The sequence below is a fragment of the Bradyrhizobium genosp. SA-4 str. CB756 genome (assembly GCF_000473125.1).
GTDB classification, from domain to species: Bacteria; Pseudomonadota; Alphaproteobacteria; order Rhizobiales; family Xanthobacteraceae; genus Bradyrhizobium; species Bradyrhizobium arachidis.
The window spans coordinates 8,168,359-8,181,459 of sequence record NZ_KI421499.1 but is presented as its reverse complement, the minus strand read 5'-3'; the positions used below and the strand labels follow the sequence as shown (position 1 = coordinate 8,181,459).

Here is a 13,101-nt window from a genome sequence, read left to right as displayed (position 1 = left end):
AGAGGCCGCCCTTTTTGTTTGTGTCGGAAGCGCTGTGCACCTCTCCCGCAAGCGGGAGAGGTGCAGTAACTCACGCCGCGATGTCGAAGCGGTCGAGGTTCATCACCTTGGTCCAGGCCTTGGCGAAGTCCTTGACGAACTTCTCTTTCGAATCCGAGGTCGCATAGACCTCGGCGAAGGCGCGGAGCTGCGAGTGCGCGCCGAAGATGAGATCGGCACGGGTGCCGGTCCAGTTCACCGCGTTGGTCTTGCGATCGCGGGCCTCGTAGCTGCCGTCGGCCGCCGGGGTCCACTGCGCGCTCATGTCGAGCAGGTTGACGAAGAAGTCGTTGCTCAGCGTGCCCACCTTCGAGGTGAGGACACCGTGCTTCGACCCGTTCGCGTTGGCGCCGAGCACGCGCAGGCCGCCGACCAGCACGGTCAGCTCGGGTCCGGTCAGCTTCAGAAGCTGCGCGCGATCAATGAGCGCCTCTTCCTGCTGCAGGAACTGCTGCTTCTTGCCGATATAGTTGCGGAAGCCATCGGCCCGCGGCTCGAGCGGAGCGAAAGACTCCGTATCGGTCTGCTCCTGCGAAGCATCCATGCGGCCCGGCGTGAAGCCGACCTTGACGTCGACGCCGGCATCCTTCGCGGCCTTCTCGACCGCGGCGGTGCCGCCGAGGACGATCAGGTCTGCGAGCGAGACCTTCTTCGCACCGGTGCTGAACTCCTTCTGGATCGCTTCGAGCTTGCCGAGCACCTTGGAGAGCTGGGCCGGCTGGTTGACCTCCCAATCCTTCTGCGGGGCAAGACGGATGCGCGCACCATTGGCGCCGCCGCGCTTGTCCGAGCCGCGGAACGTCGAGGCCGACGCCCAGGCGGTCGAGACCAGCTCGGAGACCGAGAGGCCCGAAGCCAGGATCTTGCTCTTCAGCGCCGCGATGTCCTGGTCGCTGACCAGCTCGTGGTCGACCTTCGGAATCGGATCCTGCCAGATCAGCGTCTCCTTCGGCACCAGCGGGCCGAGATAGCGCTGGATCGGGCCCATGTCGCGATGGGTGAGCTTGAACCAGGCGCGGGCGAAGGCGTCCGCGAACTGATCCGGGTTCTCCAGGAAGCGACGCGAGATCTTCTCGTAGGCCGGATCCATGCGCAGCGAGAGGTCGGTGGTCAGCATGGTCGGCCGATGCTTCTTCGACTTGTCGAAGGCATCCGGAATGATGGCGTCGGCGCCCTTGGCCGTCCACTGGTTCGCACCGCCCGGGCTCTTCGTCAGCTCCCATTCGTACTTGAACAGGTTCTCGAAGAAGTTGTTGCTCCACTTGGTCGGCGTCGCGGTCCAGGTCACTTCGAGACCGCTGGTGATGGAATCACCGGCGAGGCCCGACGCATGCTTGCTCTTCCAGCCGAGGCCCTGGTCTTCCAGCGCGCCCGCTTCCGGCTCCGGTCCGACCAGCGACGGATCGCCGGCGCCGTGGGTCTTGCCGAAGGAGTGGCCGCCGGCGATCAGCGCGACGGTTTCCTCGTCGTTCATGGCCATGCGGAAGAAGGTCTCGCGGATGTCCTTGGCCGCGGCGACCGGATCCGGCTTGCCGTTCGGACCCTCCGGGTTGACGTAGATGAGGCCCATCTGCACGGCGCCGAGCGGCTCGGCGAGCTGGCGTTCGCCGCTGTAGCGCTCATCGCCGAGCCAGGTGCCTTCCGGACCCCAATACAGCTCTTCCGGCTCCCACACGTCGGCGCGGCCACCGGCAAAGCCAAACGTCTTGAAGCCCATCGACTCCAGCGCGACGTTGCCGGCGAGCACCATCAGATCGGCCCAGGAGATCTTGCGGCCGTATTTCTGCTTGATCGGCCAGAGCAGACGGCGCGCCTTGTCGAGGTTGGCGTTGTCAGGCCAGCTGTTCAGCGGCGCGAAACGCTGCTGACCGGCGCCGGCGCCGCCGCGGCCGTCGGTGGTGCGATAGGTGCCCGCGCTGTGCCAGGCCATGCGGATCATGAGGCCACCATAGTGACCGAAGTCTGCGGGCCACCACTCCTGCGAATCCGTCATCAAGGCGGTCAGGTCCTTGATGACCGCGTTCAGGTCGAGCGTCTTGAATTCCTTGGCATAGTCGAAGTCCTTGCCCATCGGATCGGACAAGTCGGAATTCTTGTGCAGCATCTCGATGCTGAGCTGGGTCGGCCACCAGTCGCGGTTCACGCGCGTGGGTTTTCCGCCCGAAAACGGGCACTTCGAAGTGTCATCCATGATTACCTCCTCTGGTGGCGTCGAACTCGCGCCTTTGACCAGGTAGAACCACTCTAAGCGCCGCCTCCTATCAGGTGAAGTTGACTTTAGTGATCGCTGCGATAGGATTTTCTGATGATCAATCTGACGCTGCGCCAGCTCCGGTATTTCGACGCGCTGGCGCGGCACGGTCATTTCGGCCGCGCGGCGGAGGCCTGCTCGATCTCACAGCCGGCCTTGTCGATGCAGATCAAGGAGTTGGAGGAAGCGCTCGGCGGCCTGCTGCTGGAACGCAGCGCCCGGCAAGTGGCGCTGACCCGGTTCGGCGAGGAACTCGCCCAGCGCGTCCGCGACATTTTGCGCTCGGTCGATGAGCTCGGCGATTTCGCCCGGGCGTCGCGGGACCGCTTTGCCGGCCGCCTGCGCATCGGCATGATCCCGACCATCGCGCCCTATCTGCTGCCCAAGATCACGAAAAATCTCACGCGCCTGCATCCGGAGCTCGACATCCGCGTGCGCGAGACGATGACGCCGCGGCTGATCCAGGAGCTGGTGGAGGGCCGGCTCGACACCGCCATCGTGGCGCTGCCGGTGTCGGAGCCCTCGCTCACCGAGGTCGCCTTGTTCGACGAGAAATTCTTGCTGGTGCGCCCCGGCTCCGACGAAGGCACCCCGGTGCCGTCACGCGAGATGATGCGCGAGATGCGGCTGCTGCTGCTCGAGGAGGGACACTGCTTCCGCGACCAGGCGCTGTCGTTCTGCAACATGCAATCGGCGCCGCCGCGCGAGATGCTGGATGCGAACTCGCTGTCGACGCTGGTTCAGATGGTCAGCGCCGGCATCGGCGTTACCTTGATTCCGGAGATGGCCGTGCCGGTGGAGACACGCTCCGCCTCGGTCTCGCTGTCGCGCTTCCGCGACCCGCAGCCCTCGCGCACCATCGGCATGGTCTGGCGCAAGACCAGTCCGCTCGCGCGCCAGCTCCTGCAAATCTCCGAGGTAGTATGCCTGTCGGCCGGCAAGGCACGACCGAAGCAAGTCGTGCGCAGCCAACGGGCCTGAAGCGGGAATTTCTCGAGACAGTCGGGATCATTCAAGTGACCTCCCGCGCATGGCGGGCAGATCGAGCCGAGAACACCGATGCCTGATCCGATCATCCGCCCCGCCCGCACCGACGAATATGACGAGATCGGCCGCGTCTGGATGGAGAGCTGGGTCTCGACGGGTCTGGCCGAAGCCAGCGAATTCCTGCTGGCGAACCTGCGTGCGCGGATTCGGCGCGAGATCGACAACGGCTGGAGGCTGTTCGTCGCCGACGACGAAGGCACCATCGCCGCGATGCTGGCGCTGCATCTGCCGAAGCTTTATCTCGACATGTTGTTTGTCGGGCCCGCCTACCAGGGCCAATCGCTCGGGCGGAAACTGCTCGCCTTCTCGCGCACGCAAATGCCCGACGAGATATACCTGCGCTGTGTCCGCGAGAACGAGAAGGCCTGGCGCTGGTACGAGCGCGAAGGTTTTGTGTTCGAGAAGGAAGAGATCGAACCGTCGAACGGGTTCATGATGAAGTATTACCGGTGGAAGAAGGGAATCCCGCCATGATCAAGCTCTATTGGTCGCCCCGCTCGCGCTCGTTCACGACGCTCTGGCTGATGGAAGAAAGTGGCCTTCCCTATGAGCGCGTGCTGACCGACATCTCGACCGGTGCACAGAAGGCGCCGGAGTTCCTCAAGGTCAACCCGATGGGCAAGGTGCCCGCACTCAGCGACGGCGACGCCGCGCTCGGCGAAGCCGCGGCGATCTGCGCCTACATCGCCGATCGCTATCCCGAAACGAAGCTGGCGCCCACCGCGACCGATTCGCGCCGCGCGCGCTATCTGCAATGGCTGTTCTTCTCGCCCGGCTGCATTGAGCCCGCCATCATCCAGATCTTCACCAAGATTGAGATCCCGGCCTCGACCGCAGCCTGGGGCAGCGCGACGCAGGTGTTCGACGTGCTGGAGGCCGCGCTTGCCGAGGGACCGTGGATTCTGGGCGAAAAATTTTCCGCCGCCGACATCACGGTCGGCTCGGGCCTGAACTTTGCGGTGCGCCTGTTCAAGATGGTGCCGTCGCGCCCGGCCTTCGACGCCTATATCGCGCGCTGCATGGCGCGGCCGGCGTTCCAGCGCGCGGAGAAGATCGCGGCGGGCTGAAGTGACTCTCGTAGGGTGGGCAAAGGCGCAGCGCGCCGTGCCCACCATCTGCAATTATTGAGAGATGGTGGGCACGTCGCTTGCGCTCCTTTGCCCACCCTACGGCATCGTCTATTCCGGCTTCAAATCGTCCGGGCGCGGCATCAGGACGATGTTGTAGCCGGAATCGACATAGTGGATCTCGCCGGTCACACCGCCTGACAGATCCGACAGCAGATACAGCGCCGAACCGCCGAGCTCGTCGAGCGTGACGCCGCGGCGGAGCGGCGAATGCTTTTGCATGAAGGCGAACATCGCGCGCGCCTCGCCGATGCCGGAGCCGGCGAGCGTGCGGATGGGCCCCGCGGAGATCGCGTTGACGCGGATGCCGCGCGGTCCGAAATCGGAGGCAAGATAGCGCACCGAGGCTTCCAGCGCCGCCTTGGCCACGCCCATCACGTTGTAATTCGGCATCGCACGCTCGGAGGCGCCGAAGGTCAGCGTGATCATGCTGCCGCCGTCGGTCATGAGCTCGGCCGCGCGTTTTGCCACCTCCGTGAAGGAGAAGCAGGAGATCACCATGGTGCGCGAAAAATTCTCGCGGCTGGTGTCGGCGTAGCGACCCTTCAGCTCGTTCTTGTCGGCAAAGCCGATCGCGTGAATGACGAAATCGAGCTTGCCCCACTTTTCACGGAGCGCAGCGAAGGTCGCATCGACGCTGGCGATGTCCTCGACGTCGCAGGGCAGCACCAGATCGACGCCGAGCTGTTCCGCCAGCGGCTTGACGCGCTTGCCGAGGGCTTCGCCCTGGAAGGTGAAGGCAAGCTCGGCACCGTGGGCATGCAGCGTCTTCGCCATGCCCCAGGCGATCGAATGATCATTGGCGATGCCCATGATCAGACCGCGCTTGCCTTTCATCAGTCCTTCCATTTCGCAATTACTCTCCGCTGTCCGTCATGCCCGGGCTTGTCCCGGGCATCCACGTTCTTCCAACCGGTAACAAAGACGTGGATGGCCGGGACGAGCCCGGCCATGACGAAAAACTACCAGTGCGTACGCAAGGCCTCACACATCCAGCCGGCTGAACACCAGCGTGGCGTTGGTGCCGCCGAAGCCGAAGGAGTTCGACAGTACGGTGCCGATCTTGGCATTGTCGATGCGCTTGCGCACGATCGGCATGTCAGCGAACACCGGATCGAGCTCCTGGATGTGCGCGCTCTCGCAGATGAAGCCGTTGTTCATCATCAGCAGCGAGTAGATCGCTTCCTGCACGCCGGTCGCACCGAGCGAGTGGCCGGTCAGCGCCTTGGTCGCCGAGATCGGTGGGCATTTCTCGCCGGCGCCGAACACGCGACGGAGCGCGTCGATCTCCGGCGGATCGCCGGCCGGGGTCGAGGTCGCGTGCGGGTTGATATAGTCGACCTTGGTCTTCACCGTCGACATCGCCATGCGCATGCAGCGCTCGGCGCCTTCACCCGACGGCGCGACCATGTCGTAACCGTCAGAGGTCGCGCCATAGCCGACGACCTCGCCATAAATGCGCGCGCCGCGCGCCTTGGCATGCTCGAGCTCTTCCAGGACGAGGACTCCCGCGCCGCCGGCAATGACAAAACCGTCGCGGTTGAGGTCGTAGGGCCGCGAGGCGGTGGCGGGCGTGTCGTTGTACTTCGAGGACATCGCGCCCATGGCGTCGAACAGCACCGAGAGCGACCAGTCGAGCTCCTCGCAGCCGCCGGCGAAGATGACGTCCTGCTTGCCGATCTGGATCGTCTCATAGGCGTTGCCGACGCAATGGTTCGAGGTCGCGCAGGCCGAGGAGATCGAGTAGTTCACGCCCTTGATCTTGAACCAGGTCGCAAGCGTCGCGGAGGCCGTGGACGACATCGCCTTCGGCACTGCAAACGGACCGACGCGCTTCGGGCCCTTGGTGCGGGTGATGTCGGCGGATTCGACGATGGTGCGCGCCGACGGGCCGCCGGAGCCCATGATGATGCCGGTGCGGATGTTGGAGACTTCCTCAAGCGACAGGCCGGAGTCCTGGATCGCCTGCTCCATCGCGACGTGATTCCACGCCGCGCCCTGGCCGAGGAAACGCATTGCACGCCGGTCGACCACCGTCGAAGGATCGAGCGTCGGCGCACCCGCGACCTGCGACCGGAAGCCGAGCTCGGCATATTTTTCAGCCCGCGAAATGCCCGACTTCGCCTCGTGAAGGCTCGCAAGCACTTCCTGGGTGTTGTTTCCGATGGACGAGACGATGCCCATCCCGGTGACCACAACCCGCCTCATGACAGCCTCGCCTTAATCGTTGTCTTCTTGCTAATGCGCTCAGCCCAGGCTCGTGCCCTGCTTGAACAGGCCAACCTTCAGATCCTTGGCGCGATAAATAATCTGGTCATCGACCGAAAGCCACCCGTCGGCGATACCGAGCACCAGCTTTGAACGCATCACGCGCTTCATGTCGACGTTGTACACAACCTTGCGGGCCTCGGGCAGCACCTGGCCGCCGAACTTCAATTCGCTGAGGCCAAGAGCACGGCCACGACCTTCGCCGCCGACCCAGCCCAGATAGAAGCCGACCATTTGCCACAGCGCATCGAGGCCGAGGCAACCCGGCATCACCGGATCGTTCTTGAAGTGGCAGCCGAAGAACCAGAGATCCGGCTTCACATCGAGCTCGGCGCGGACCAGGCCCTTGCCGAACTCTCCGCCAGTCTCGGTAATTTCCGTGATGCGGTCGAACATCAGCATCGGCGGCAGCGGCAGCTGGGCATTGCCCGGACCGAACATCTCGCCACGGGCACATGCCAGCAGATCTTCGTATTCGTAACCGTTGCGCTTGTTCAGCATGCACGAGCCTCTGTTCTAATCCCGATTGAGCGGCGTTTTTTGGCGAAAATGGGCCCCGTCGCGATCGGAGAGCAACGCCAACTGCCACCGTCGGGCGCCGTTCCCGCAAGGCCGCCCGGATGGGCTGCTGGCCGGGCTTGCCTGCCTGGCCGCGCCAAAATCGGCCAGCGGAACCGCGCGCTCTCTAACACAGGCCTTTTCGGTGGCAAAGCGCTGTCATGAAGGTAAAATGACGGGGGTCCTCGCCCAGTTCCAAGGTTAATTAGAACCTCTCTAGTTGCGAGAAACTTGCATCTGCATCTATCTGTCCATATATTGCAGATAGATAGTGTCAATGCGTGCCGAAATCTGGAAATGAGCGAGAATACACCGCATCATCACGACGACGATGCCCACACGGCGGCCCTTCTGTCCGGCCGCCAGCCTGCGCTGACCGGCTGCCCGTGGCATGACGTCAACGAAATGCTTCAGTCGGCCGGCCTTCGCCCGACGCGCCAGCGCATGGCGCTCGGCTGGCTGCTGTTCGGCAAGGGCGCGCGCCACCTTACGGCTGAAATGCTCTACGAGGAAGCAACCCTCGCGAAGGTTCCGGTGTCGCTGGCGACCGTCTACAACACGCTGAACCAGCTCACCGATGCCGGCCTGCTCCGCCAGGTCAGCGTCGACGGCACCAAGACCTATTTCGACACCAACGTCACCACCCACCACCATTATTACCTCGAGAACAGCCATGAGCTGGTCGACATCGAGGATCCGCATCTGGCGCTGTCCAAGATGCCGGAGGTGCCGGAGGGTTACGAGATCTCCCGCATCGACATGGTCGTGCGGCTGCGCAAGAAGCGCTGAGATCGTCCCAAGATCGGATTGAGATCGTCATGGCCTGGCTTGTCCCGGCCATTGTCGTTTCACGCCGTCATTCCGGGGCGGTGCGAAGCACCGAACTACGGTGCGCGCTTGCGCACCTGAGGATCCCGAGATCCCGGGTCTGGCGCCTTGCGCCATCCCGGGATGACCCTTTGCGTCAATTCACCTGCTCGTCCGAATAGACGCCCCAGAGGCGTTCCTGCTGGATCCAGCCGTCAAAACCGTTGCCGGTGACGCGGCACCAGCTTGCGACGCACTTTTTCACCTGCGTGACGACGCCGGCCTGGAGCTTTGCTGCAACCGCGCTGTCGGGATCGGCGCGGTCATAGATCGGCGCCAAATCGTCCTTGTGCTTCATGGTGACGACCGCAGTGCGGCGGCCCGACAGCAGTGAGTGATAGACCCAGCCCTCGGCGCCCTCGGAATCGCGCACCCGGCGCCAGTTTTCGAACTCGGCGGTGATTTCGACCGGCAGGCCGGCGCGGGTATAGACCCAGGCGACGTCGTTGTCCTTGGTCGGACCGGCGCGGACATTGACGTGGTCGGACTTGAGGCTGACATAGCGCGGCACGGGCAGCCCGCTGGCGGTCTGCGGCGTACTGTCCTTGGCCGAATGCGAGGGACCGACCGAGGCGCCCAACCAGGTGCAAACGAGCGCCATCACCGAACAAAAACGCCCCAACGCCATCAAACCCGTCTCCTGTCGAAGACCCGGCCAGGCCAGGTCCTCACCCAAATTCCAAACTCTGCCGTGCACCCCGCCCGCCCCACGCGGGTGTTCCCGAAGCTGACCCGTGGTTCTTGTCTTGGCCCGGCCTTCTGCTAGAGAGGACGGGCACTTGAACAACCAGTTTGCCCCGATTTTCCGGCCGGAAATGTCGGGAGAGCTTGAAGGAAACGCCGGGGACGACACGGCAAGGGCAGTGTCGAACAACCGGGTTAATGAGGCCTGAACGGCCGGCCTTTGGTGACAGAGGCGGCCCCCAGCGCCTCATGAGGGCAGGATATGTCGGTGAAGAAAAAGCCCCTCGTCGTGGTGACGCGCAAGCTGCCGGACTCGATCGAGACGCGGATGCGCGAGCTGTTCGACGCGCGGATCAATCTCGAGGACACGCCGATGTCGGCCGAGCAGCTCGCGGAAGCCGCGCGCACCGCCGACGTGCTGGTTCCGACCGTCACCGACCACATCACCGCCGACATCGTCAACCAGCCGGACTGCAAGCTCCGCCTGATCGCCAATTTCGGCAACGGCGTCGACAATATCGACGTCGAGGCCGCGCATGCCCGCGGCATCACCGTCACCAACACGCCGAAGGTTTTGACCGAGGACACCGCCGACATGACCATGGCGCTGATCCTGGCGGTGCCGCGCCGGATGATCGAAGGCGCCTCGATCCTGACCGAAGGAAAGCCGTGGCCGGGCTGGTCGCCGACCTGGATGCTCGGCCACCGCATCGGCGGCAAGCGTCTCGGCATCATCGGCATGGGCCGCATTGGCCAGGCGGTGGCGCGCCGCGCCCGCGCCTTCGGCCTTCAGATCCACTATCACAACCGCCGTCCCGTCGCGCCGAAGATCGCCGAGGAGCTTGGCGCGACCTATTGGGAAAGCCTCGACCAGATGCTGGCGCGGATGGACATCATCTCGGTGAATTGTCCGCACACGCCGGCGACCTATCATTTGCTCTCGGCGCGGCGGCTGAAGCTGATCCGCAAGGACGCCTACATCGTCAACACCGCGCGCGGCGAGGTCACCGACGAGGACACGCTGATCAAGCTGATCGAAGGCGGCGAGATCGGCGGCGCCGGCCTCGACGTCTACGAGCACGAGCCCGCGGTGAATCCCAAGCTGGTGCGGCTCGCCAAGGCCGGCAAGGTGACGCTGCTGCCGCATATGGGCTCGGCCACGATCGAGGGCCGCGTCGAGATGGGCGAGAAGGTGATCATCAACATCCGCACCTTCCTCGACGCCCACAAGCCGCCGGATCGCGTGCTGCCGAGCATGCTCTGAGTCAACTTTACTGCGTGCCAAGCTGTATGCCCTCATCCTGAGGAGCCAGCGAAGCGGCGTCTCGAAGGATGAAAGGCCGAGCTGCATCAGCGCGGGCCTGCATGGTTCGAGACGGCGTTTCGCGTCTCCTCATCATGAGGGTCTACTGTCTGCGCCCTTCGCGCTTGCGCCAATCCGCGACGAAATCGATGAAAGCGCGCAGCGCAGGTGGCGTCTGTCGTCGGCTCGGATAATACAGGAACGGGCCCGGAAACGGCTCGCACCAATCTTCCATCAGGCTGACCAGCGCGCCGGACTTCACGGCGTCGCCGACATAGCCATCGAGCGTCGCCCAGATACCGGCACCATCAAGCGCAGCGCGCATCGCAAGATTCATATTCGTCGAGATCAGTTTTGCCGGCGGATCGACCTTCACGATCTGGCCCGCCTTCTCGAACTCCAGATCATGCATGACCCCGCTCGAGTAGCGGGCGCGGATGCAATCGTGATCGAGCAGGTCCTTCGGATGAAGCGGCCTACCGCGACGCGCGATGTAATCGGGTGACGCCACGACGACGTAACTCTGCGGACCGCTCAGCGGAATCGCGACCATGTCCTGCGCAAGATGCTCGCCGTAGCGCACGCCGGCGTCATAGCCCCCGCTCACGATGTCGACGAAGCCGCTTTCCGAGACGATGTCGAGGTCGACCTGCGGATGCGCGGCGAGGAATGGGCCGACCATCGGCGCCAGCACGAGGTCGACCGCCGGCGGCGGTGCGTTGATGCGCAGCCGGCCCGAGGCGACCTCGCGCAGGCCCCGCACTTGATCCAGGGCGTCGCCGACATCGCGCAGCGCCGGGGCGACGCGCGACAGCAGCAGCTCGCCGGCTTCGGTTAGCGCGACGCTGCGGGTGGTCCGGTTCATCAGGCGGACGCCGAGGCGCTCCTCGAGGTCCCGCAGCCGCTGGCTAAGGCTCGATACCGACGCGCGCATTTCGACCGCCGCACGCCGGAAATTGCGGGTGCGGGCAACCGCCAGGAAGACATCGAGATCGCGAAGGTCGAGATCGGCCATTGTTCGCCAATGTGAACAAGTCGTTCCGTATTGTCCAGCTTATCGGCGCAATCGCGCCGGCGCATATCTCGCCTCGTCACGCGGCGCGATCAGCCGCCCTTTCGAGGAGAGCCATCATGGAACAGCGCAAACTCGGTTCAACCGGCCCCATTGTTTCTGCCCTCGGGCTCGGCTGCATGGGCATGTCGGAAGTCTACGGCCCCGCCGACCGCGGCGAGGCCATCGCCACGGTGCATGCGGCGCTCGATGCCGGCATCACGCTGCTGGATACCGGCGACTTCTACGCCATGGGTCACAACGAGATGCTGATGCGGGACGCACTCGAGGAAGTGTCGCGCGAAAAGGTGCAGATCAGCGTGAAGTACGGCGCGCTGCGCGGACCCGCCGGCGAATTCGCCGGAATGGATACGAGGCCGGCCGCGACCAGGAACTTTCTCGCTTACTCGCTGCAGCGCCTCGGCACCGACTACGTCGACGTCTATCGCCCGGCCCGGCTCGATCCCAACGTGCCGATCGAGGAGACCATCGGCGGCATCGCCGACCTCGTGAGGGCCGGCTATGTCAGGCATATCGGCCTGTCCGAGGTCGGCTCCGACACGATCCGCCGCGCGCATGCCGTGCATCCGATCGCCGATCTCCAGATCGAATATTCGCTGATCGAGCGCGGGATCGAACGCGATATTTTGAAAACCTGCCGCGAGCTCGGCATCGCCGTCACCGCCTACGGCGTGCTCGCGCGCGGCCTGATCAGCGGCCATTGGACGAAGGATTCCGGGAAAGCCGGCCGCGACTACCGGCTGATGACGCCGCGCTTCCAGGGATCCAACCTCGACGCCAATCTCGCGCTGGTGGAGCAGTTGCGCGCCATCGCGACCGAGATCGGCGCCACGCCGGCGCAGATCGCGATCGCCTGGGTGGCGGCGCAAGGCAAGGAGATCGTGCCGCTGATCGGCGCCCGCACCCGCAATCGCCTCAGCGAAGCGCTCGGCGCGACGAAGGTGACGCTGACGCCGGCTCATCTCGCGGCGCTGGCCAAGGCATTTCCGCCGAACGTTGCCGCCGGCACACGTTACGCGGCCGAGCAGATGGCGCATCTCGACAGCGAGAAGCCGGCGACGAGGTAGCGCCAGCACTCAGGTGCGATGGGCGCTGAGATCGGTGATCACAGGCCCGTCGCCATTGAGCGGATTGGCGGGATCACGTCCGTACCGCAGCGTCTCAAAGCGCATCGCGCGCGCATCGATCATCAGGAGGCGGCCGATGAGGCCGTCGCCGAAGCCGACAATCTCGCGGATCGCCTCCAGCGCCATCATCGAGCCCAGCACGCCTGCAAGCGCGCCCATGACGCCGGCTTCCGCACAGGCCGGCACCGTGCCGGGCGGCGGCGCTTCCGGAAACAGGCAGCGATAGGTTGGGTTGAATTCGCCCTGCTCGTTCCTCTCATGCGCGCGGATGGTGGTGAGCGAGCCGTCGAAAGTGCCGAGCGCCGCCGTGATCAGCGGCCGCTTCGCGAAGAAGCAGGCGTCGGAGACCAGATAGCGCGTCGAGAAATTGTCGGAGCCGTCGAGCACGAGATCGTAGTCGCCGATCAGGCTGAGTGCGTTATCCGCGTTGAGCCAGGTGGCGTGTCCGACGAAGCGCACATGCGGATTGAGCGCGGCGATCCGCTCCGCCGCACTCTCGACCTTGTGGCGGCCGATATCGGGCGTGGTGTGGATCACCTGACGCTGGAGATTGGACAGCGAGACCACGTCGTCGTCGACCACGCCGAGCGTGCCGACGCCGGCTGCGGCCAGATACATCAAAGCGGGCGCGCCGAGCCCGCCGGCGCCGATCACCAGCACGGAAGCCTTTTTCAGCGCAGCCTGGCCGGGACCGCCGACATCGCGCAGCACGATGTGGCGGGCATAGCGTTCGAGTTCGTCCGGGCTCAGCATCCTTC

General features: G+C 64.7%; 13 protein-coding genes. 6 read left to right on the top strand and 7 right to left on the bottom strand.

The features are described 5' to 3' along the window. Window positions 1-70 precede the first annotated feature (70 nt). Complete coding sequence (katG, locus tag BRAGE_RS0139580; RefSeq protein ID WP_027563912.1) at window positions 71-2,230, bottom strand: catalase/peroxidase HPI; 2,160 nt, start codon at window positions 2,228-2,230, stop codon at window positions 71-73. A gap of 114 nt (window positions 2,231-2,344) precedes the next feature. Here katG and BRAGE_RS0139575 point away from each other — a divergent pair, with 114 nt between their 5' ends. The 3 genes from BRAGE_RS0139575 to BRAGE_RS0139565 all read left to right on the top strand — a co-directional run bounded on the left by BRAGE_RS0139575 (window position 2,345) and on the right by BRAGE_RS0139565 (window position 4,404). After that, on the top strand, window positions 2,345-3,271 hold the full coding sequence (locus tag BRAGE_RS0139575; protein WP_027563911.1) for a hydrogen peroxide-inducible genes activator: 927 nt from the start codon (window positions 2,345-2,347) through the stop codon (window positions 3,269-3,271). A 78-nt stretch (window positions 3,272-3,349) separates the two neighbouring features. Beyond that, window positions 3,350-3,811 (top strand): GNAT family N-acetyltransferase, encoded by a 462-nt coding sequence (locus BRAGE_RS0139570; protein WP_027563910.1) that lies wholly within the window; start codon window positions 3,350-3,352, stop codon window positions 3,809-3,811. Next, on the top strand, window positions 3,808-4,404 hold the full coding sequence (locus BRAGE_RS0139565) for a glutathione S-transferase family protein (protein WP_027563909.1): 597 nt from the start codon (window positions 3,808-3,810) through the stop codon (window positions 4,402-4,404). Before BRAGE_RS0139570 ends, BRAGE_RS0139565 begins: the two co-directional genes overlap by 4 nt. 111 nt (window positions 4,405-4,515) lie before the next feature. Here the strand turns inward: BRAGE_RS0139565 and fabI are convergent, their stop codons facing one another. From fabI to fabA, 3 genes are all read right to left on the bottom strand, one after another. Further along, window positions 4,516-5,313 carry an enoyl-ACP reductase FabI gene (fabI, locus tag BRAGE_RS0139560; RefSeq protein WP_027563908.1) on the bottom strand — a complete coding sequence of 266 codons (798 nt, stop codon included), beginning with the start codon at window positions 5,311-5,313 and terminating at the stop codon, window positions 4,516-4,518. Between the two features lie 135 nt (window positions 5,314-5,448). Beyond that, on the bottom strand, window positions 5,449-6,672 hold the full coding sequence (gene fabB / locus BRAGE_RS0139555; protein WP_027563907.1) for a beta-ketoacyl-ACP synthase I: 1,224 nt from the start codon (window positions 6,670-6,672) through the stop codon (window positions 5,449-5,451). Window positions 6,673-6,711: 39 nt separating this feature from the next. Next, window positions 6,712-7,233, bottom strand: coding sequence for a bifunctional 3-hydroxydecanoyl-ACP dehydratase/trans-2-decenoyl-ACP isomerase (fabA, locus tag BRAGE_RS0139550; protein WP_027563906.1), 522 nt, complete (start codon window positions 7,231-7,233; stop codon window positions 6,712-6,714). A gap of 354 nt (window positions 7,234-7,587) precedes the next feature. On the opposite strand from fabA, the gene irrA reads away from it, so the two are divergent. Next, the gene (gene irrA, locus BRAGE_RS0139545) at window positions 7,588-8,079 is read left to right on the top strand and encodes an iron response transcriptional regulator IrrA (RefSeq protein WP_027563905.1); all 492 of its coding nucleotides are present in this window, start codon (window positions 7,588-7,590) and stop codon (window positions 8,077-8,079) included. Window positions 8,080-8,254: 175 nt separating this feature from the next. Here irrA and BRAGE_RS0139540 read toward each other — a convergent pair whose 3' ends face one another. Further along, a complete protein-coding gene (locus BRAGE_RS0139540) occupies window positions 8,255-8,785 on the bottom strand; it encodes an SH3 domain-containing protein (RefSeq protein WP_027563904.1) in 531 nt (176 codons plus the stop codon). A gap of 318 nt (window positions 8,786-9,103) precedes the next feature. Between BRAGE_RS0139540 and BRAGE_RS0139535 the strand changes: the two genes are divergently transcribed. After that, window positions 9,104-10,105, top strand: a complete 1,002-nt coding sequence (locus BRAGE_RS0139535; RefSeq protein ID WP_027563903.1) for a 2-hydroxyacid dehydrogenase — start codon at window positions 9,104-9,106, stop codon at window positions 10,103-10,105. Window positions 10,106-10,247: 142 nt separating this feature from the next. Here BRAGE_RS0139535 and BRAGE_RS0139530 read toward each other — a convergent pair whose 3' ends face one another. Continuing rightward, entirely contained in the window at window positions 10,248-11,159 is a 912-nt protein-coding gene (locus BRAGE_RS0139530) for a LysR family transcriptional regulator (RefSeq protein ID WP_027563902.1), read from the bottom strand. 116 nt (window positions 11,160-11,275) lie between these two features. Here BRAGE_RS0139530 and BRAGE_RS0139525 point away from each other — a divergent pair, with 116 nt between their 5' ends. After that, window positions 11,276-12,283, top strand: coding sequence for an aldo/keto reductase (locus tag BRAGE_RS0139525; RefSeq protein ID WP_027563901.1), 1,008 nt, complete (start codon window positions 11,276-11,278; stop codon window positions 12,281-12,283). Between the two features lie 9 nt (window positions 12,284-12,292). Here the strand turns inward: BRAGE_RS0139525 and BRAGE_RS0139520 are convergent, their stop codons facing one another. After that, on the bottom strand, window positions 12,293-13,096 hold the full coding sequence (locus tag BRAGE_RS0139520; protein WP_027563900.1) for a HesA/MoeB/ThiF family protein: 804 nt from the start codon (window positions 13,094-13,096) through the stop codon (window positions 12,293-12,295). Between the last annotated feature and the right edge of the window lie 5 nt (window positions 13,097-13,101).

Bases quoted from the DNA above. Each gene is read 5' to 3' on its own strand.
- katG (WP_027563912.1), bottom strand. From the start codon at position 2,230: ATGGATGACACTTCGAAGTGCCCGTTTTCGGGCGGAAAACCCACGCGC.
- BRAGE_RS0139575 (WP_027563911.1), top strand. From the start codon at position 2,345: ATGATCAATCTGACGCTGCGCCAGCTCCGGTATTTCGACGCGCTGGCG.
- BRAGE_RS0139570 (WP_027563910.1), top strand. From the start codon at position 3,350: ATGCCTGATCCGATCATCCGCCCCGCCCGCACCGACGAATATGACGAG.
- BRAGE_RS0139565 (WP_027563909.1), top strand. From the start codon at position 3,808: ATGATCAAGCTCTATTGGTCGCCCCGCTCGCGCTCGTTCACGACGCTC.
- fabI (WP_027563908.1), bottom strand. From the start codon at position 5,313: ATGGAAGGACTGATGAAAGGCAAGCGCGGTCTGATCATGGGCATCGCC.
- fabB (WP_027563907.1), bottom strand. From the start codon at position 6,672: ATGAGGCGGGTTGTGGTCACCGGGATGGGCATCGTCTCGTCCATCGGA.
- fabA (WP_027563906.1), bottom strand. From the start codon at position 7,233: ATGCTGAACAAGCGCAACGGTTACGAATACGAAGATCTGCTGGCATGT.
- irrA (WP_027563905.1), top strand. From the start codon at position 7,588: ATGAGCGAGAATACACCGCATCATCACGACGACGATGCCCACACGGCG.
- BRAGE_RS0139540 (WP_027563904.1), bottom strand. From the start codon at position 8,785: ATGGCGTTGGGGCGTTTTTGTTCGGTGATGGCGCTCGTTTGCACCTGG.
- BRAGE_RS0139535 (WP_027563903.1), top strand. From the start codon at position 9,104: ATGTCGGTGAAGAAAAAGCCCCTCGTCGTGGTGACGCGCAAGCTGCCG.
- BRAGE_RS0139530 (WP_027563902.1), bottom strand. From the start codon at position 11,159: ATGGCCGATCTCGACCTTCGCGATCTCGATGTCTTCCTGGCGGTTGCC.
- BRAGE_RS0139525 (WP_027563901.1), top strand. From the start codon at position 11,276: ATGGAACAGCGCAAACTCGGTTCAACCGGCCCCATTGTTTCTGCCCTC.
- BRAGE_RS0139520 (WP_027563900.1), bottom strand. From the start codon at position 13,096: ATGCTGAGCCCGGACGAACTCGAACGCTATGCCCGCCACATCGTGCTG.